16 protein-coding genes and 2 pseudogenes are annotated in these 17,714 nt (G+C 72.0%); 6 read left to right on the forward strand and 12 right to left on the reverse strand.

The window, feature by feature from the left end:
* Positions 1 to 61 precede the first annotated feature (61 nt).
* Positions 62 to 249: pseudogene (locus tag ABD198_RS28260) on the forward strand (IS5/IS1182 family transposase); the annotation flags it as partial.
* A gap of 15 nt (positions 250 to 264) precedes the next feature.
* Here ABD198_RS28260 and ABD198_RS28265 read toward each other — a convergent pair.
* From ABD198_RS28265 to ABD198_RS28300, 8 genes are all read right to left on the reverse strand, one after another.
* Positions 265 to 1,701 carry an aldehyde dehydrogenase family protein gene (locus ABD198_RS28265; protein WP_344007148.1) on the reverse strand — a complete coding sequence of 479 codons (1,437 nt, stop codon included), beginning with the start codon at positions 1,699 to 1,701 and terminating at the stop codon, positions 265 to 267.
* A gap of 28 nt (positions 1,702 to 1,729) precedes the next feature.
* Complete coding sequence (locus tag ABD198_RS28270; RefSeq protein ID WP_344007150.1) at positions 1,730 to 2,503, reverse strand: SDR family oxidoreductase; 774 nt, start codon at positions 2,501 to 2,503, stop codon at positions 1,730 to 1,732.
* Positions 2,503 to 3,396 carry a dihydrodipicolinate synthase family protein gene (locus ABD198_RS28275; RefSeq protein WP_344007152.1) on the reverse strand — a complete coding sequence of 298 codons (894 nt, stop codon included), beginning with the start codon at positions 3,394 to 3,396 and terminating at the stop codon, positions 2,503 to 2,505. The genes ABD198_RS28270 and ABD198_RS28275 overlap by 1 nt, the downstream gene beginning before the upstream one ends.
* Positions 3,397 to 3,410: 14 nt before the next feature.
* Positions 3,411 to 4,196, reverse strand: a complete 786-nt coding sequence (locus ABD198_RS28280; protein ID WP_344007154.1) for an enoyl-CoA hydratase-related protein — start codon at positions 4,194 to 4,196, stop codon at positions 3,411 to 3,413.
* Positions 4,193 to 5,383 carry a CaiB/BaiF CoA transferase family protein gene (locus ABD198_RS28285; protein ID WP_344007156.1) on the reverse strand — a complete coding sequence of 397 codons (1,191 nt, stop codon included), beginning with the start codon at positions 5,381 to 5,383 and terminating at the stop codon, positions 4,193 to 4,195. Before ABD198_RS28285 ends, ABD198_RS28280 begins: the two co-directional genes overlap by 4 nt.
* Positions 5,380 to 6,735 (reverse strand): FAD-dependent oxidoreductase, encoded by a 1,356-nt coding sequence (locus ABD198_RS28290; RefSeq protein WP_344007158.1) that lies wholly within the window; start codon positions 6,733 to 6,735, stop codon positions 5,380 to 5,382. The genes ABD198_RS28285 and ABD198_RS28290 overlap by 4 nt, the downstream gene beginning before the upstream one ends.
* 12 nt (positions 6,736 to 6,747) lie before the next feature.
* Complete coding sequence (locus ABD198_RS28295; RefSeq protein WP_344007163.1) at positions 6,748 to 8,049, reverse strand: MFS transporter; 1,302 nt, start codon at positions 8,047 to 8,049, stop codon at positions 6,748 to 6,750.
* Between the two features lie 104 nt (positions 8,050 to 8,153).
* Positions 8,154 to 8,762 carry a helix-turn-helix domain-containing protein gene (locus ABD198_RS28300; RefSeq protein ID WP_344007165.1) on the reverse strand — a complete coding sequence of 203 codons (609 nt, stop codon included), beginning with the start codon at positions 8,760 to 8,762 and terminating at the stop codon, positions 8,154 to 8,156.
* Positions 8,763 to 9,193: 431 nt separating this feature from the next.
* Between ABD198_RS28300 and ABD198_RS28305 the strand changes: the two genes are divergently transcribed.
* From ABD198_RS28305 to ABD198_RS28315, 3 genes are read left to right on the forward strand one after another with little or no spacing between them, the layout of a single operon-like run.
* Positions 9,194 to 10,375 (forward strand): LolA family protein, encoded by a 1,182-nt coding sequence (locus tag ABD198_RS28305; protein ID WP_344007167.1) that lies wholly within the window; start codon positions 9,194 to 9,196, stop codon positions 10,373 to 10,375.
* A 35-nt stretch (positions 10,376 to 10,410) separates the two neighbouring features.
* Entirely contained in the window at positions 10,411 to 11,394 is a 984-nt protein-coding gene (locus ABD198_RS28310) for an ABC transporter ATP-binding protein (RefSeq protein ID WP_344007169.1), read from the forward strand.
* A complete protein-coding gene (locus tag ABD198_RS28315; protein WP_344007172.1) occupies positions 11,381 to 12,253 on the forward strand; it encodes an ABC transporter permease in 873 nt (290 codons plus the stop codon). The genes ABD198_RS28310 and ABD198_RS28315 overlap by 14 nt, the downstream gene beginning before the upstream one ends.
* 44 nt (positions 12,254 to 12,297) lie before the next feature.
* Here ABD198_RS28315 and ABD198_RS28320 read toward each other — a convergent pair.
* Positions 12,298 to 12,558 (reverse strand): annotated as a pseudogene (locus ABD198_RS28320) (flavodoxin); the annotation flags it as partial.
* 240 nt (positions 12,559 to 12,798) lie between these two features.
* Positions 12,799 to 13,311 (reverse strand): DUF6668 family protein, encoded by a 513-nt coding sequence (locus ABD198_RS28325; protein WP_344007174.1) that lies wholly within the window; start codon positions 13,309 to 13,311, stop codon positions 12,799 to 12,801.
* Between the two features lie 757 nt (positions 13,312 to 14,068).
* Between ABD198_RS28325 and ABD198_RS30840 the strand changes: the two genes are divergently transcribed.
* Complete coding sequence (locus ABD198_RS30840) at positions 14,069 to 15,280, forward strand: tetratricopeptide repeat protein (protein WP_425580574.1); 1,212 nt, start codon at positions 14,069 to 14,071, stop codon at positions 15,278 to 15,280.
* Between the two features lie 68 nt (positions 15,281 to 15,348).
* Here ABD198_RS30840 and ABD198_RS28335 read toward each other — a convergent pair whose 3' ends face one another.
* Positions 15,349 to 16,299 carry a M28 family metallopeptidase gene (locus ABD198_RS28335; protein ID WP_344007178.1) on the reverse strand — a complete coding sequence of 317 codons (951 nt, stop codon included), beginning with the start codon at positions 16,297 to 16,299 and terminating at the stop codon, positions 15,349 to 15,351.
* A gap of 165 nt (positions 16,300 to 16,464) precedes the next feature.
* Positions 16,465 to 16,938: a VOC family protein gene (locus ABD198_RS28340; protein ID WP_344007180.1), complete on the reverse strand. Its 474-nt coding sequence runs from the start codon at positions 16,936 to 16,938 to the stop codon at positions 16,465 to 16,467.
* A 21-nt stretch (positions 16,939 to 16,959) separates the two neighbouring features.
* On the opposite strand from ABD198_RS28340, the gene ABD198_RS28345 reads away from it, so the two are divergent.
* Positions 16,960 to 17,586, forward strand: a complete 627-nt coding sequence (locus ABD198_RS28345; protein ID WP_344007182.1) for a CGNR zinc finger domain-containing protein — start codon at positions 16,960 to 16,962, stop codon at positions 17,584 to 17,586.
* The last annotated feature ends 128 nt before the right edge of the window (positions 17,587 to 17,714 follow it).

A 17,714-nucleotide genomic window follows, 5' to 3' on the forward strand; every position in this document is an offset into this window, starting at 1 on the left:
TCGGCAACCGACGACAACGCCGCAGATGGGCGTGCCAGACCCCGCGTCCGCGGGCTGATCCAAACGACAGGCCCTAGGCGGCGGACCGCCCGGCTTCGACCGAGAGGCCTGCCAGCAGGGAACACCGTCGAGCGGTGCATCAACCGGCTCAAGCAGTGGCGCGGCCTGGCCACACGAACCGACAAGCCTGCCATCGCCTGCCAGGCCGCACTCCACCTCGCCGGCACCTTCATCCGGGCCCGGCGCTGACCGAAGAGACAGAACCTAGCCCTCCCAGCCGAGGTAGACCGACTTGGACCAGGTGTAGAAGTCCACTGCGGCCGCACCCTGCTCGCGGAAGGTGTTACTGGAGGAGTCGCCGACGCCGCCGAACGGGACGTTGAGGTCCAGGCCGGTGGTCGGGCGGTTGACCTTGACCACGCCCACGCGGACGGCCGCGGCGAAGCGCTGGGCGGCGGCCAGGCTGCGGGTGCAGATGCCCGCGGCCAGGCCGTAGCGGGAGTCGTTGACCAGGTTGATCGCGTCGTCCAGGTCCGCCGCGGACAGTACCGCGACCACCGGGCCGAAGATCTCCTCGCGGGCCGCCGTGTTCTCCTGGTTCAGGCCGGAGAGTACGGTCGGGGCGAGCATCAGCCCCTCGGGGGCCTCGCCGCCCGCGGCGACGGTCGCGCCCTCGGCCATGGCCTGCTCGATGGCGGCGGTGATCGTGGCGAGCTGCTGCTCGCTCACCACCGGGCCCATCAGGGTGCCGTCGGCCAGGCCATTGCCGGGGCGGTAGCGGGCCGCCTCCTTGGCGAGCGCGGCGACGAAGTCGTCGTGCACGCCGGGGGTGCAGATCACCCGGGAGGAGGCGGTGCAGGCCTGGCCGGTGAGGCCGAAGCCGCCCGCCGCGGCGATCCGCGCGGCCTGTTCGACGTCGGCGTCGTCCAGTACCACCAGAGCGTTCTTGCCGCCCATCTCCACCTGCACCCGGCCGCGGCGCTCCTGCACCGCGCGCTCGATGCGCATGCCGACCCGGGTAGAGCCGGTGAAGGAGACCGCCGCCACCCGGGGGTCGCGGACCAGGGCCTCACCGACCACCGCGCCGGAGCCGTGCACCACGTTGAGCACCCCGGCGGGCAGCCCGGCCCGTACCAGGGCCTCGGTGAGGTGGCGGGTGGAGAGCGGGGTGAGCTCCGCGGGCTTGAGCACCACTGCGTTGCCGCCGATCAGCGCGGGCGCCAGTTTCCAGGCGGGGATGGCGATCGGGAAGTTCCACGGTGTGATCAGCCCCACGACCCCGACCGGCTCCCGGCGGGTGTAGACCATGGTGTCCGACACCGAGCTGGGCAGCACCTGCCCGCCGAGCCGCCAGCCCTCGGAGCCGAAGAAGCGCAGTACGTCGATGGCCCGCCGGACCTCGCCGCGGGCCTCGGTCAGCGTCTTGCCCTCCTCCCGGACCAGGTCGCGGGCGGCCTCCTCGTGGCGGCCGCGCAGGATCTCGGCAGCGTCCAGCAGAATCGCGCCGCGCGCCGGGGCGGGCAGCGCCGCCCATCCCGGCTGGGCCGCGGCGGCGGCCGCCACGGCCGCGTCGATGGCCTCAGCGCCGGAGGCCGGGGCCACGGCGACCAGTTCGGCCGGGTCCGCCGGGTTGTACCGCTCGAGGCCATCGCCGACAACCTCCTCGCCGGCGATGAGGTTGGGGATCTGCACAGTGCTCATGGCTTTGGTTCCTTGGGAAGTCGGGAGTTCACAGGCCGCGGACCAGGCCGCCGTCGCAGCGCAGCGCGGTCCCGGTGACGTATGAGGCGGGGGCGCTGCAGAGGAAGGCGGCTGCCGCACCGAACTCGGCGGGGGTGCCGTACCGTCCGGCTGGGATCGCAGCCTGTGAGGCGGCCTCGACCTCGGCGACGGGGCGCTGCTCGCGTTCGGCCCGCGCGGCGTCCAGCGCCGCCACGCGATCGGTGGCGATCCGGCCGGGCAGCAGCAGGTTGACGGTGACTCCGTCGGCCGCCACCTCGGCAGCGAGGGTCTTCAGGTACGCGGCGAGGGCGGCCCGTCCGGCGTTGGACAGGACCAGCCCGGGCAGCGGTTCGGCGATCCCGCTGGAGCCGACAGCCAGGATGCGGCCCCAGCCGCGCCGGCGCATGGACGGCAGGGTCAGCGCCACCAGCCGTTGCTGGGCCAGCAGCAGCGAGTCCACGGCCGCGGCGAGGTCGCCGGTGTCCAGGCCGGCGGCGGTGCCGGGCCGAGGGCCGGGTCCGTTGAGAACCAGGATGTCCGGATCGCCGTAGGCCTCGCGGGCCGCCTCGACCAGCGCCTGCGGTCCGTCCGGGACGGTGAGGTCGACCTGGACGCCGACCGCGTCCGGCAGTCCGGCGGCGATCTCCTTGGCGAGGTCGCCGCGCCGCCCGGCTACCACGACGGAGGCGCCTTCGGCGGCCAGCGCTTCGGCCACCGCCCGGCCCAGGCCGCTGGTCGAGGCGGCGACCACGGCGACCCGGCCGCGGATGCCGAGGTCCATCAGCGCACCTCCTCGGGCAGCGCGGCGAGGTGCCGTTCCAGCTGCGGGACCAGGGCCTCGGGCAGCTGCGCGGCTGGTGGTCGCACCCCCGACTCCATGATCAGGCCACGGCGCCGGATGGCCTCCTTGCGCAGTGCCAGCCCGATCCCGGCCTGTGCCTCGAAGTTGACCAATGGCAGGTACGGCAGGTAGGCCTCCCGGGCCGCGTCGTGGCCGCCGTTCCGCCAGGCCTGGACGCAGGCGATCAGGCCCTCGGGGCAGGAGAAGCCGGTCATCGCCCCGGCGGCGCCGGCCGCCAGCTCGTCGAGCAGGCCCAGGCCGCCCAGGCCGCCGAATACCGGGACGTCCAGTTCGGCGGTGAGCCTGGCGACGGCCGCCGGGGTGGGCGGCGCCTCGGCCTTCACCGCGACCGCCGAGGGGACCGCGCGGACGGCGCGGACCAAGTCGGCGGTGCGGATGGCGACCCGGCTGGTCTCCGGGTAGTCCTGGACGACGATCCCGGCGCCGGTGGCCTCGTGGACCGCGTTGAGGTGGGCGGCGACCACCTGCGGATCGGGCGAGTTGACCTGCACCATCAGTCCGGCGAGGCGGTCACCGACCACCTCGCGGACGAGCCGGGCCTCCTCCAGCACCGGTGCGGTGGCGAGTGCGGTGACCCCGACGACCAGCGGCAGGTCGACGGTGTCGACCACCGTCTCCAGCACGGTGCGGCGCTCCTCGGCGGAGAGCCGGGCGGCCTCGCCGAAGACTCCGAGCACGGTCAGACCGGTGGTGCCGATCCGCTCGTAATGCTCCACCAGCCGGGCCAGGCTGGGCTCGTCCACCTCGAAGGCGGAGCCGAGGAAGGGCGTGGCGACCACACCCCACACTCCGGGGGCGAGTTTTTCGGGCATCGGTGAGCTCCCCTTCATCGTCCGGGCCAGACCGGTGGCCGCTTCTGCTGGAAGGCGAGCACGCCCTCCTTGGCGTCCTCGCTGTCCAGCGCCGCCATCAGCGCCGGGGTGCGCAGCTTGTGGGCGTCCTGCGGTGACAGCCCGTCCCCGCGCTGGACCATCTGCTTGATGGCGCGCAGTGAGGTGGGGGCGCAGGCGAGGATGTCGGCGACCCAGCGGTCGACGGCCTCGTCCAGCTGCTGTGCTGGGACCACCTCGTTGACCAGGCCCATTCGGTGCAGCTCGGCTGCGGAGGCGCGGCGGCCGGTGAGCAGCAGCCCCATGGCCTGGGTGTGCGGCAGCCGGCGGACCAGCTGGAAGACGCCGCCGTCCAGCGGGATCCGGCCGACCCGGGGCTCGGTGAGGCCGAACTGGGCGTGGTCGGCGGCGACCACGATGTCGCAGCCGAGGACCATCTCCATGCCGCCGCCCAGCGCGTAGCCGTTGACCCGGGCGATCACCGGGACGTCCAGGGTGGTGCGCAGGCTCAGCCCGCCGAAGCCGTTGGGGTCCAGGCCGGCCCAGTACTCCAGGCCGGTCTTGTCCACCGCGTCGGCGGACATGTCGGCGCCCACGCAGAACGACCGCTGTCCGGCGCCGGTGACGACGACCGCCCGCACGTCGGGGTCGGCCTCGATGCCGGCCCAGATCTCGTTGAGCCGGGCGTTGGTCTTGGCGTCCACCGCGTTGAGCACGGCGGGGCGGTCGATGGTGACGCGGGCGATGTGCCCGTCCCGTACGTAGCGGACCTCGTCGGTCATCGCAGCACCCCCTTCTCGCGGAGCAGGTCGATCTGCTCGGCGGTGTAGCCGAGTTCACCGAGCACCTCTGCGCCGTGCTCGCCGAGCCGCGGCGGGACCCGGCGGACCTCGGCGGGGGCGGCGGAGAGGTGGAGCGGCGCGTTGAGGGCGCGGATCCGGCCGGCGACCGGGTGGTCCATCTCGACGATCATCTTGTTGACCGCGGTCTGCTCGTCGTCGAGGGTCTGCTCCAGACTGCGCACCGGGGCGCAGAGGATGTCCTCATCCTCGAGCCGCTTGACCCAGTAGTCGGTGGTGTTGCGGGCCACCGCCTCGGCGAAGATCCGCTGCAGCTCGGGCCGGTGCGCGAACTGCAGGTCCAGGGTGGCGAACTCGGGGCGCTCGCTCAGGTCCTCGTCGAGTTCCAGGGCGCGGCTGATGTGGTGCAGCGCGTTGCTCTTGAAGCCGCCGACCATGATCAGTGCGCCGTCGGTGGTGGGGAACACCCCGGTGAGCGGCATCGCGGCCCAGTTGATTTCGGAGCCGCGGTTGAGCTGCTGGCATGCCTCCTGCATCTGCATGTGGAGCATCGAGTCGTACATCGACACCTCGACCTTTTGCCCCTCGCCGGTGCGGTCGCGGTGCAGCAGGGCCAGCAGGATGCCCTGGAGCAGGTGCATTCCGGTGGTGTAGTCGCAGAGCGTGGTCGGGTAGAGGGTGACGGGGTCGTCATCGGAGACTCGGCGCCACATCACTCCGCTGTACGCCTGGGCGACGGCGTCCTGCCCGCCCTTGTGGGCGTACGGGCCCTCGGTGCCGAAGCCGGTACCGGAGGCCCAGATGATCCTGGGGTTGATGGCGCGCAGCGCCTCGTAGCCGAGGCCGAGCCGCTCCATCACGCCGGTGCGGAAGTTGCTCACCACGACGTCGGCGGAGCGCACCAGTTCGTGGACGACCTGCCGGCCCTCCTCGGTGCGGGTGTCGATGGCGATGCTCCGCTTGTTGCGGTTGATCGACAGAAAGATGGGGTTGTCCAGGCCTGCCGGGTCCGGGATCGAGGTCCGGGAGATGTCGCCGGTGCCGGGCCGCTCCACCTTGATCACGTCGGCGCCGTAGTCGCCCAGCATCTGGGTGCAGGACGGGCCCATGAAGACCTGGGTGAAGTCGATGACGGTGACACCGCTCAGCGGCTGTATGGCGGTGGTCATGCCACGACCTCCTCGAGCTGGTCGACGGTCGCGTTCTCTGAGGGGACGTCACCGGGGTCGGCGCCCTGCTCGCGCATCCGGCGCTGGATGACCGCCGGGTCGACGTCCCGGACCAGCACACCCTGCTCCACCGCGGTCGCGGCGGCGATGCCGGCCGCCTGGCCCATGGCCATGCAGGGCGGGATCTCGCGGGACATCCGCTGCGCCTCGGGGGTGGCCGAGTAGTGCCGGCCGGCGACCAGCAGCTGATCGACACCGCGCGGCAGCAGCGCGCGGTACGGGGTGTAGTAGTCGCGGCCGCGGGCGACGCTGTCGGCGAAGTGGCGGCGGGAGGTGACGTCGTCCTTGGTGACCACGTACTCGCCCTGCAGCAGCCGGGTCTGCCGGACGCCCATCTGCTCGGCGACGTCGAGCAGGTAGGCGTTGCCGAAGCCGGGCAGCTCGGCCTTGATGTGGTCGAGGACGGCGCCGATCCGGGCCCGGGCCTCGAACTCGGCCTCGGTGAGCGAGACCGGGTCGGTGCCGTCGAAGCCGGTCATGTGCGGGCAGTTGCACCAGACCACGCCGGGAATGGGCGTCTTGAGCCACCACAACTCCCAGGCGCCGCCCAGCATCCGCTTGATCTTGCGGTTGATGGCCCGGGCCTCACGCGGGTTCTCCTGTTCGAAGCGCTCGGCGGCGGCGGTGTCCACCCCGCCGAGCCGGAAGACCAGGGTGACGAGGTAGCTGTCCTGGGCGTACGGGGCGCCGGCTCGGGAGGCCACGTCGATGTCGCCGGTGGTGTCGATCACCACATCGCCCATCACCGCCTGCGGACCGGACTTGGTCTCGCAGACCACGCCCTTCACCGCGCCGTCCTGGACCACCGGCCGGGAGAACCAGCTGTGCAGCCGCAGATTGACCCCGCTCTCGCGGACCAGGTCGTTGGACACCCGCTTCCAGCCGTCGGGATCGAAGGCGACGGCGTAGCAGATCGGCTTGGGGTTGGTATGGGAGTGGAAGTCGAAGGCGCCCCAGCGGCCCCACTTGGCCCACATCTCGGGCGAGGCGTAACGGTCCTCGGCCGGCGGGTAGACGGCGAGGCCGAGCTTGGCCATCCGCTCGACGTACTCGTCGACGATACCGGTGACGGTGATCTCGTTCCCGTTGATCATGTCGTCGAGGACCAGTACCATGCCGCCGGAAGCCAGGCCGCCAAGAGCCGCGTAGCGCTCCAGCAGGGTCACGCTGGCGCCGGTGCGGGCGGCGGCCACGGCCGCGCTGACCCCGGCCGGTCCGCCGCCGACCACGATCACGTCGGACCGCTGGACCACGGGTGCCTCGATGGCGTCGAGAGAGACGGTCTGTGACATCTGACTTCCCTTTCAGCTCCCGACGCGGACGGCGCCGCGGCGGAAGACGAGCACGTAGAGCAGGACGCTGAGCAGACAGAGGACCGCGCCGTAGACGGGGAACGCCCAGCCGGCGCCGAGGTCCTGGAGCCACAGCAGGAGATAGGGAGCGGTGCCGCCGAAACCGGCCACGCCGATCGCGTAGCCCAGGCCGACGCCGGTGACCCGGCAGCTGGTCGGCATCAGGGTGGCGGCGACGGTGTTGTACAGGCCCATGGTGAAGGCGAGCACCGGGGCGCCGACCAGCATCACCATGGTGAACGTCGCCATGCCGGGCTGCTGGTAGGCGAGCACGATGAAGATCAGTGGCACCACGGCGAGCCGGGAGGCGATGAAGGTGCGGGAGATCCGCTTGCGGTCGGCGAGCCGGCCGACGAGCGGGTAGAGCGCGGCGACGCAGATCCCGGCGAGGGTGGAGACCAGGAAGACGGTGTCCGGGTCCTCGTGGTAGGCGGAGCGGGCCAGGTTGGGCAGTCCGGTGGTCCAGGTGTATTGGAGCGCCTGGGCGCCGGCCACGACGAAGACGATCGCCAGGAGCGCCAGCCGGTGCTGCCAGACCTCGGCCCAGACCTGGCCCACCCGGGCCGGCTCGGCCTGCTTCTCGCCCGTGGTGTGCAGGGTCTCCGGCAGGGCGCGGCGCAGCCAGAGGAAGACCAGGCCGCCGACGGCGCCGACCACGAACGGGATGCGCCAGCCCCAGGAGGCCATGGCGTCAGGGGCGACCACCGAGGTGGTCAGGAAGCAGACCAGCGAGGCGCTGACGATGCCGGCCTGCACGTAGGTGCTGAGGATGCCGCCGTACCGGGCGGTCCTGCCCTCGGGTGCCATTTCCACGATGTACGCAGAGTTGAGCGGGGCTTCGATGCCTGTGGAGAGTCCCTGCAGGATGCGGCAGGCCAGCAGGATGACGCCGGCCCAGACGCCGATGATCGCATGGCTGGGCAGCAGCGCGATGATCATGGTGCTGAGCACCATCGAGCCGATGGAGAAGAGCATGACGGCGCGTCGGCCTATGCGGTCGGCCAGGGTACCGAAGACGATCGCGCCGAGCGGCCGGGCGGCGAAGCCGACCGCGAAGACGGCCAGCGCGGACATGGTTTCGGCGACTGAACTGCCCGACGGGAAGTAGAGCGGGCCGATGTAGGAGGCCAGTAGCCCGTAGACCATCCAGTCGTACCACTCGACGGCGTTGCCGCCGCCGAGGGCCAGCAGGGCGCGGCGGTGCGAGACGGAGTTTCTGGTGGCGGCAGGGCTTCTGTCGGTGAGTGATGCCATGTGGGGCACCTCGTAGTAGGGAGGCGCACGGGACGAGGCCGTGCGGTACCGGCGCCCGGGCCCGAGGCCGGGGCGTTGGGGACGGGGGCGGTGCGAGGCCTGTGCTACCAGCTGGGCGGAGTAACCACCCAGATCGAGGTGGCGGGCTCGTCACCGGGATTGACGTACCAGTGCGGAATGCTGGAGGAGTAGGTGATGGAGTCACCCGCTTCGAGCCGGTGACGGACGCCGTCGAGGTAGACGTCCTTCACACCGGAGAGCACGATGCCGAACTCCTCGCCGTTGTGACAGAACGCGGTGGCGCTGGTGTCGTGGCCCGGCTGGGTGACCACCCAGAGGACCTCCAGAGCGCCGTTGAGAGAGGGAGTGAGCAGTTCGTAGCGGTCGCCGTTCGCCGAGTCCGCACCGTGGAAGTCCAGGCTGCGGCGCTCGTGGGCACGGACCACCGGACTGACCTGCTCCGCGAGGTGCAGCAGCCGCCCGATCGGCACGTCCAGACCGTGAGCGATCTGCACCAGGCTGGCGAAGGAAGGATTGCCCTTCCCCCGCTCGACCTGGCTGATCAGTCCGGTGCTGACGCCGGAGCGGCGGCTGAGCTCGTCCAAGGTCAGATCCGCCTGCTTGCGCAAGGCCTTGATCTGCAGGCCGACCGTGGCGACCATCACATCGAGGTCCGGCCGGTCGTCCGGCATCGGTGCGTCGGTGTCGTGCACGGTCTCCGCCTCTCCCTGAGGAACGTTTGTCCTGCGGCATATTGAAGACCTTCACCATGATGAACACAACCCCTGTTGTTCATCTCTTTGAAACCGGGCAGGCGCCCGGCACGAAGAGCTGGTGCTACAGGGCCATCAGACGCCAGCCCGCGGCGCCGCCGCGGACGGCGGTCGCCTCGCACGCCATCGACCACCGGCTCCCGGGCACGGGCCGACCGGGAGAGCTCGGTCGGCGTCCCCTACTGGTCGGCGGAGGGAACACGGGGGTTTGTCATACCGGAGCAGTACGTGGAGTTGAGCCCGCGGGCTGACGTATCCGGGGGTGCCGTTTGGTCAGATGGACAGCGACGGACATCACCACTTCTCACCGGTAACGAGTGAGAATGGCGGCTCAGGCCGAGCCCGCCGCCGACCACGGAGGTACCACACACATGGCACCGCACGACACCGACGGCAACACCACCGCAAGGGAGGCCGACGAGCCGAGCCGAGCCCGCCGCAGGGCCGCCCGCTACGTCGTCCCCGTCACGGTGATGGGCGTGGCGGCCGCGACCATCGGCCTCGTCCCCGCACTCGCCGACTCCGGCGACCCCGACCTCCCGGAGATCACCGCAGCCCAGCTGATAGAGAAGATCGCCAAGTCGGACGTCGAGCAGCTGTCCGGCACCGTGAAGATCACCACCGACCTCGGCCTGCCCGACCTCGGCGGCCTGGAGAGCAGCCTCGCCTCCGGCGCGATGAGCCAGGGTGAGGAGGGCGGCTCCTCCGCCGACCCCTCCACCAAGCTCACCGAACTCGCTTCCGGCACGCACACCCTGCGCGTCGCCACCGACGGCCCCGGCCGGCAGAAGCTGTCCCTGCTGGAGGACGCCGCCGAGTACAGCCTCATCCACAACGGCAAGGACGTCTGGGGCTACGACAGCAAGTCCAACGAGGTCTACCACGGCACCGTCGACGAGCCCGCCGGCAAGGGCAAGGAGGAGCAGCCCCCGGCGACCCCCAAGGACTTCGCCGAGGAGGCGCTGAAGTCGGTCGACGACACCACCTCCGTCAAGGTCGACGGCACCGCCCAGGTGGCCGGCCGGGACGCCTACAAGCTCGTCGTCAAGCCCAAGCAGTCGGGATCGACGGTCGGCGCCATCAGCATCGCCGTCGACCACAAGACCGGCATGCCGCTGAAGTTCACGCTCACCCCGGCCGCGGGCGGTGCCGCCGTGGTGGACGTCGGCTTCACCAAGGTCAGCTTCGACAAGCCGGCCGCCTCCACCTTCGACTTCACCCCGCCCAAGGGCGCCAAGGTGACCGAGGAGGGCGACCTGGACGAGGGCGGCAGGCCCGCGCACGAGCCGGGGAAGGACTTCGGCAAGGGGCTCGACGGCATGAAGATGCTCGGCGAGGGCTGGACCACGATCGCCACCTTCGACACCGGCGGCGAGGGCCTGCCCACGGGCGGCTTCCTCGACTCGCTCGGCGACCAGGTCAAGGGCGACTTCGGCACCGGCACGGTGTTCAGCACCCGCTTGGTCAACGCGCTGGTCACCGAGGACGGCACGGTCTACGCGGGCGCCGTCACCAAGGAGGCCCTGGTGAAGGCGGCCGAGGAAGCGAAGTAGGGTCGGCGGAAGCCGTCCGGGGAGCGAGGGAGCCGATGGGCGAGACGTCCGTCAACGAGCCGGAGCCGAACGCGGCCGGGGAGGGTGACGGTGTCATCGTCACGCGCTCCCTCACCAAGCGGTACCGCGGAGGGCAACTCGCCGTCGATGGACTGAATCTGACGGTGCCGGCGGGCAGTGTCTTCGGCTTCCTCGGTCCCAATGGCTCCGGGAAGACCACCACCATCCGGATGCTGATGGGGCTGATCGAGCCCACCTCGGGCACAGTCCAGGTGCTGGGCCGGCCGATGCCCCGTGCGGTGCGTTCCGTGCTGCCCGAGGTCGGTGCGCTGATCGAGGGCCCGGCCCTGTACGGGTTCCTGTCCGGCCGGGACAACCTGCTCCGCTACGACGCCGCCGACCCCACCTCCGACCCCCGCACCCGGCGGGCCCGGGTGGCGGAAGCCCTGGAGCGGGTGGGGCTGACGGCCGCCGCCGGGAAGAAGGCGAGGGCGTACTCGCTCGGCATGAAGCAGCGGCTGGGGCTCGCCGCGGCGCTGCTCCGGCCCCGCCGGCTGCTGGTCCTGGACGAGCCGACCAACGGGCTCGACCCGCAGGGAATGCGGGAGATCCGTTCCCTGATCAGGGAGTTGGCCTCGGACGGCACGACGGTCTTCCTCTCGTCACACCTGCTCGACGAGATCGAGCAGGTGTGCACGCATGCCGCCGTGATGGCGCAGGGCCGGCTGGTCACCCAGGGCCCGGTGGCCGAGCTGGCGGCCGGGACGCGGGGGCGGCTGGTGGTTCTCACGCCGGACGTGGCGGAGGCCGCGCGAGTGCTCAAGGAGCAGGGGGTGGGCGATGTCGTGGCCGAGGAGGAGCGGGTGACCGGTGAGGTGCCCGAGGAACGGGACCTCGCCGACCTCAACGCCGCGCTGGTGCGGGCGTCGGTGCGGGTGCGTGGCTTCGGCGTCGAACGGGCCTCGCTGGAGGACGCGTTCGTCGCCCTGACCGGGGAGGGTTTCGATGTCGCGGGCTGAGGCGGCCGCACCCGGGGTGCGGTGGCTGTGGACCTTCGGTCTGTTCCGCAGCGAGCTGCTGACCACCCTGCGGCGCTGGCGCACCCTGGCCCTGCTCGGGGTGCTGGTGGCGGTCCCGGTGCTGATCGGCGTCGCGGTGAGGATCGAGACCGGTGACGGCGCACCGGCGGGCGGGGGCGGAGGCGAGGGGCCCGCCTTCATCTCCCAGGTCACCAACAACGGGCTGTTCCTGGTGTTCGCCGCGCTGGCCGCGACGCTGCCCTTCTTCCTGCCGATGGCCGTCGCGGTCCTCGCCGGTGACGCCATCGCGGGGGAGGCGAACGCCGGCACGCTCCGCTACCTGCTGGTCGCCCCGGCGGGCCGCACCCGCCTGCTGCTCACCAAGTACGCGACCGTCCTGGCGTTCTGTCTGGTCGCCACCCTCGCCGTCGCGGTGTCGGCGCTGACGGTGGGCGCGCTGCTGTTCCCGCTCGGCGACCTCACCACCATCTCCGGCACCCGCATCAGCTTCGCCGAAGGGCTGGTCAGGGCACTGCTGATCGCCCTGGTCGTCGCCGCGTCGCTGGTCGGGGTGGCCGCGCTCGGCCTGTTCGTGTCCACCCTCACCAACAGCGGCATCGCCGCCATGGCGACGACGGTCGGGCTGCTGATCACCGTGCAGATCCTCGACCACATCCCCCAGCTGCACGCCCTCCACCCCTACTTCTTCTCCCACTACTGGCTGTCCTTCGCCGACCTCATGCGCGAGCCCATCTACTGGGAGGACCTGACCAAGAACCTCGGCCTCCAGGCCCTCTACGCGGCGGTGTTCGGCTCGGCGGCGTGGGCGAGGTTCACGGCGAAGGACATCACCTCGTAGCGCCGGCCTTACGTCCCTTGCGTCGCGGCCTTACATCGCGGCGCTCACTTCTCGTGCGGGAAGCGGGCCAGGGGCGCCTCCCAGGAGAAGAAGGTCTTGGCCCGGGCCAGCGCCTCGCTGTCGTTGAGGACGTCACCCGGCTTGCTGCCGTTGCCGAGGAGCACGCCGCCGAAGCGCATGCCCATGTAGGCGGCGGAGTTGTTGAGGGTGCCGATCAGCGGGCCGGCGACCGAGGGCTCCTCGTCGGCGTGCGCGGCGACGCCCCACAGGGTGCGGCCCGCCATGGTCGCTTTGCAGTCCGTGCCGGCCCTTCACCGCGATCGGCACCCCGGCCGGCGGCAGCCGCTCGCCGGCCCGTACTCCTGCGTCCACCTCGTCGGCTCGGCGCAGTGCCTCCTCGCGCCACACCTCGACGAACGCGCACAGCTCACGGTCCGTGCGCTCGACGCGTTCCAGGGCCTGCGCGATCACCTCGGCGGCGCGGAGGGTGCGCGCACTGACGGCGGCGGCGATCTCCACCGCCGAGGGAAGCGGCTCTGCTTCGCTCAGCGCAGGGCTCCGGTGAGGCGGGCGAGGTCCTCCGACTCGCGGGGCGGGCGGCCGCCGAGATCGCCCAGCCGCCATTCGGGCACCCATGGCACGCGGTACACGTCGATCACGTTCTCGATCAGCCGGATCCGCTGCGCGAGCGGCTTCGGCAGCCGTCCCGGCGCGTCCGCCACCAGCACCACGGCGTCGAGGTCGAGCCCCTGCGGGATCTGCCCGAGCCGGAACAGCTCCAGGGCCGCCGTCACCGAGTCCAGGCCCGTCGCATGCGTGCGCGCGACGAGCAGCACCGACTGCGGATCGCCCGGGCCGGGCCAGGACCGCCCGCTGTCGTGACCGCCGTAGACCGCGGCGAGGGTGGAGACACCGGCGCCGCCGTGCGCGCCCACCCAGGAGAAGACCCGGCCGCTCGCCCGGGCGGGCGCGGGCACCGGCGGGCCGCCCGCGTCCCGTGCCGGCGGTTCCGGCGTCGCCACCGGACCGCGGAGCCAGATCTCCGGTCCCTGCTGCATATCTCTCCCCATGCCTCCTCTCCTGCCTCGTCCTCCGATCCTCATGCCACCGCCCCGCACCCGGGTCGGGGGCGGACGGGCGTTGGGACGAGCCTGTGACATCGCAGTGACGTGAGAAACGCGAGCGAGCGGACACACTCGAAGACAGGTGTACGACCCGAATGAGGGGACGATGGCTCGACTCAGCCGCGAGAAGAAGCGGGAACAGGCGGAGGCCGTCCACGCGGCGGACCCCGGGACGGTGCCGATAGACGTGCATGTTCCTCTGCCCGTGTCGGGTACGGGCGCCGGTGCGCCCGGCGGGCCGAGCGGTGCCCCGGCCGGTGCCTCGGTCGGCGGGGTGCCGGTGGTCGCCGGGGCCGGCGAGGAGATCCAGCAGGCGGTGCTGGACCGTCTGCACCGCATCGCCATCGCCTCCGGTCACCCGGTCCTCGCCACCGTCCACGACGAGCGCATCGGCTATGTGGTCCCGCTCCGGGTCGAGCCGGACGGCTCCAGCCACCTGGTGGGCGAGCCGCTGCGGATGGGGGCCGCCGCGGCGGCAGCGGCTGCCCCTGCGCCCGTCGCCCCCGCCGCGCCTCCGCCGCCGGGTGGCGGGCGCGACATGCCCACCCACCTGCTCCGCCACGTCCCGGAGCCGCCTCCGTCGCACACCTCGCGTCCGACGAGCACTGCGAGTCCGGTGACCGACCCGAGTCCGGCGACCGGCCCGAGTCCGGCGACCAACCCAGGTTCGGCGACTAACCCGAACGCGGCGATGACTCCGCCTGCGGCTGCGGCTTCTGGTCCGGCGGCGGCTCACCTTTCGGACGCGGTTCCGCCTTCGGCTGCGAATCCGCCTGCGGCTCCGGGTTCTGCTCCGGCGGCGCCTCGCTCCTCGGCTGCGGCTTCGCCTTCGGCGGCGGCTCGCCCCTCGGATGCGGCTCCGCCTGCGGCTGCGCCTTCTGCCGCCACTGCGCCTCCGGCATCGGGCCCGACCTCGGCATCGACCTCGCCGCAGGCACCGCCCCAGCCCTCGGCGCCGCCGCAGACTCCTGCGCAGGCACAGCCCTCTGGGCAGACCACCCCACCCCCCGCTCCCGAGCCGCACGCCGCTCCGGGGCCGCGCGCGGCCGCCGGAACGGGTGCCGCATCCGAATCGGGCGCCGCACCTGAAGCGAACACTGATTCCACGTCAGCCCCCGCCGGGGAGGCGCCCGTACGCGACTCCGCCCCGACCTTCCCGCTCCGGGTCGTGCCCGAACCCCACGTGCCGAGTGACTCCGCGCCCACCTTCCGGCTGCGTGCGCTGGCGCAGCCGGAGGACGCCGTGCCGCCCGGTACGGTCGTTCCGCCGACCGGTGCCTTCGGGCCGCCCCCGGCCATGGACGCGAAGCCCCACCCGGCACCGGCGCCCGAGGCCGGACCGCGTGAGGAGCCGGAGGACCTCGGGCCGGACCCGAAGCCGACGCCGCCGCGTGGTTTCGACGCCGTGGCCGAGGCGGTGCTCGGTGACGAACCGCTCGCCGTGCCGGACGAGGCACGGCTGGCCGAGCCCATGGGGCGGATCAACGACGCGGTGCGGGAGGGCCGGATCGACGAGGCCGCGCGCCTGGCCGAGCAGACCATGACCGACGCCTCGGCCGAGCTGGGGCCGGAGCACCCGGAGGTGCTCCGGCTGGGCGAACTGACCGCCTACATCGCCTACTTGGCGGGCGAGCCGGTGCGGGCCTTCCGGCTCTCCCTCGATCTCGCCGGGATCTGCCGCCGTACCGGCGACACGGAGGCCGCCTACGGCAACGTCCGCAGCGCCGCCACCGCCTGGCGGGCGGTGCGCGACCCCCGGCACGGCCTGGAACTGGGCGAGGAGCTGATCGCCCTGTGGACGGAAATCGCCGCCGAGGGCGGCCCGGCCGCCGACGAGATCGAGGAGCTGGAGTCCGCCCGCGCCCGGATGGGACGGCTGAGCGAACGCGCCGGCAGAGACTGACAGGGACTGAACGGCGCGTAACACGCAGAACATACGTAACGCAGGTAACGCACGTAACGCACAAAGTGCTACGCCGACAGCTCCCACACCGCGTAGGCGACCGCGTCGCTGTTGCGGTCCAGAGCGGTGTCGTCGATGTTGGCGGTGGTGTCGCAGGACGAGTGGTAGCAGCGGTCGAAGGACCTGCCCGCCGTGCCGCCCCACTTCGCCGCCTGCGCGGCCGACTTGAGGCGGCCCGCCCCGGTGAACAGTCCGCCGACCGGTACGCCTGCGTTCTTGAACGAGGCATGGTCGGAGCGTCCGTCGCCCTCGGTGTCGGGCTCGGTGGGGACGCCGATGCCGGCGAAGTAGTCCTTGAAGGTCTTCTCGATCGCGGGATCGTCGTCATAGACGAAGTACCCGGGGTTCGGCGAGCCGATCATGTCGAAGTTGAGGTAGCCGTCGATCCGGTTGCGGTCGCCGGTGGTCAGACGGCCCACGTAGTAGCGGGAGCCGACCAGGCCGAGTTCCTCGGCGCCCCACCAGGCGAACCGCAGGTGCTTGGTGGGGCGGTACCGGGCTCGTGCCACGGCGAGCGCGGTCTCCAGCACGGCGGCCGAACCGGAGCCGTTGTCGTTGATGGCGGGTCCTGAGGAGACGCCGTCGAGGTGGGCGCCCGCCATCAGGACCTGGTCGGGGTCGCCGCCGGGCCAGTCGGCGATGAGGTTGTACCCGGTGCGGCCGGAGCTGGTGAACTGCTGGACGGTGGTGGTGAATCCGGCCGAGTCCAGCTTGGCCTTCACGTAGTCGAGGGAGGCCTTGTAGCCGGGGCGGCCGTGGGCGCGGTTGCCGCCGTTGGCGGTGGCTATGGACTGCAGCTGGCTCAGATGCGCCTTGACGCTGGTGACGGGGATGTCGGGTGCGGCGGCGGGGCGAGGGGGAGTGGTCGTCGCCGCGTCGGCGAGCGTGCCGCCTGCCAGGAGGGTGACCATCGCGACGGCACCGGCCGTGGCCGCACGGGTGGAAACGGAGAGTTTCATGTGGGGACTCCGAGTTCCTTGGGGAGGCCCGTGGGTTGGGGTGCCCACAGGCACGCCACTGTGAAGTGGGTGCCTGGATGGTCGAGGTGAACTGACACCCCGTCAAGAGCGCTATCAGGACGGCGCTTCACGCATATCGGAAGGGTGTCGGTCGTCGGAAGGGTGTCAGTGCACGCAGAACTCGTTGCCCTCCGGGTCCAGCATCACGGTCCAGGCCCCGCTGGGCTCCCGCACCTGCCGCTGCACGCTCGCGCCCAGCTCCTCGAGCCGTGCGACCTCCGCCTTGCGGCGCCCCTCGCCGGGGTGCAGATCGAGGTGGAGACGGTTCTTGACGGTCTTCTTCTCCGGGACCCGCTGGAACAGCAGCCGCCGTCCGAGCCCGGTGCCGCTGTTCTCGTCGACGGGGTCGTCCGGGTGCCGTACCGCGACCAGGTCCCGGAACGCATGGCGGCCGTGATGCTCGACGACGGCCTCTTCAGGCACGGCGCCGGCGGCGAGCAGCTTCCCGATCAGGGCGCTGTTGTCCTCCACCACGTAACGGAGGGCGGCGGCCCAGAAGTCGGCCTGTGCGTGCGGGTCGCCCGCGTCGATGACCACTTTCCAGTGCACGGGAGCGGACGGTGCCGGTGTCTGCGTCATGTAACCACTTATATTGGTTACATGAGCGGCGGTGCAATGGACAGACGGAAGGACGGTCCGGGTCTCACCCTGATGTCCCACGAGGGGACGCCCTACCGTTTCGACCCCGGCGCCCTGTGCCTGGAGCTGCTGCCCACCGGCGGACCGGGCGTCTTCGCCCGCTTCGAGGTGCTGCACACCCCCGCCGACCTGGTCACCTGGGCGGGGCAGAGCCGCCTCGCGGACGGTCTCGACCTCACCGTCGACGAGGACGAACTGGCACGGGCGCGCGCCCTGCGCAACGCCCTGTTCCTGCTCACCGCCGACCGGGCGCACGGCCGTCCGCTCCGGCGCGAGCACCTCGATCTGATCAATGCTGCCGCAGCCGAGCCGCCGCTGGTCTCCCGCCTGGAGGCGGACGGCTCCCGCTCCTGGGCCCCGGGCGCCACCGGGACCCAGCTGCTGTCCACCGTCGCCCGCGACGCGATCGACTTGTTCAGCGGCCCCTACGCGAACCGCATTCGCGAGTGCGGCGCCCATGACTGCCGCTTGCTGTTCGTCGACACCTCCCGCCCGGGGCGCCGTCGCTGGTGCGCGATGGAGCACTGCGGCAACCGTGCGAAAGTCCGCGCCCACCGGGCGCGTCGCGCGCCGGGGGGAGGGGCGTAGGGGGTAGTCCGGGCACCGGCTGCGGGTCGGGGGCCGGCCGTGCGGGCGGCACCCCGCCGGCTCCGGGCTCGGCAACCCCACCCCCGGGCAACCCCGCCCCCGGGCAACCCCGCGCGCGGGCGGGGCGG

The sequence above is a fragment of the Streptomyces thermocarboxydovorans genome (genome assembly GCF_039524635.1).
Classification (GTDB): domain Bacteria; phylum Actinomycetota; class Actinomycetes; order Streptomycetales; family Streptomycetaceae; genus Streptomyces; species Streptomyces thermocarboxydovorans.

What these genes read in the sequence shown, in the direction of transcription:
- ABD198_RS28315 (WP_344007172.1), top strand. Translation starts at nt 11,381, where the DNA reads ATGTCGCGGGCTGAGGCGGCCGCACCCGGGGTGCGGTGGCTGTGGACC.
- ABD198_RS28340 (WP_344007180.1), bottom strand. Translation starts at nt 16,938, where the DNA reads ATGACGCAGACACCGGCACCGTCCGCTCCCGTGCACTGGAAAGTGGTC.
- ABD198_RS28305 (WP_344007167.1), top strand. Translation starts at nt 9,194, where the DNA reads ATGGCACCGCACGACACCGACGGCAACACCACCGCAAGGGAGGCCGAC.
- ABD198_RS28310 (WP_344007169.1), top strand. Translation starts at nt 10,411, where the DNA reads ATGGGCGAGACGTCCGTCAACGAGCCGGAGCCGAACGCGGCCGGGGAG.
- ABD198_RS28335 (WP_344007178.1), bottom strand. Translation starts at nt 16,299, where the DNA reads ATGAAACTCTCCGTTTCCACCCGTGCGGCCACGGCCGGTGCCGTCGCG.
- ABD198_RS28325 (WP_344007174.1), bottom strand. Translation starts at nt 13,311, where the DNA reads ATGCAGCAGGGACCGGAGATCTGGCTCCGCGGTCCGGTGGCGACGCCG.
- ABD198_RS28290 (WP_344007158.1), bottom strand. Translation starts at nt 6,735, where the DNA reads ATGTCACAGACCGTCTCTCTCGACGCCATCGAGGCACCCGTGGTCCAG.
- ABD198_RS30840 (WP_425580574.1), top strand. Translation starts at nt 14,069, where the DNA reads ATGACTCCGCCTGCGGCTGCGGCTTCTGGTCCGGCGGCGGCTCACCTT.
- ABD198_RS28295 (WP_344007163.1), bottom strand. Translation starts at nt 8,049, where the DNA reads ATGGCATCACTCACCGACAGAAGCCCTGCCGCCACCAGAAACTCCGTC.
- ABD198_RS28285 (WP_344007156.1), bottom strand. Translation starts at nt 5,383, where the DNA reads ATGACCACCGCCATACAGCCGCTGAGCGGTGTCACCGTCATCGACTTC.
- ABD198_RS28275 (WP_344007152.1), bottom strand. Translation starts at nt 3,396, where the DNA reads ATGCCCGAAAAACTCGCCCCCGGAGTGTGGGGTGTGGTCGCCACGCCC.
- ABD198_RS28265 (WP_344007148.1), bottom strand. Translation starts at nt 1,701, where the DNA reads ATGAGCACTGTGCAGATCCCCAACCTCATCGCCGGCGAGGAGGTTGTC.
- ABD198_RS28280 (WP_344007154.1), bottom strand. Translation starts at nt 4,196, where the DNA reads ATGACCGACGAGGTCCGCTACGTACGGGACGGGCACATCGCCCGCGTC.
- ABD198_RS28270 (WP_344007150.1), bottom strand. Translation starts at nt 2,503, where the DNA reads ATGGACCTCGGCATCCGCGGCCGGGTCGCCGTGGTCGCCGCCTCGACC.
- ABD198_RS28345 (WP_344007182.1), top strand. Translation starts at nt 16,960, where the DNA reads ATGAGCGGCGGTGCAATGGACAGACGGAAGGACGGTCCGGGTCTCACC.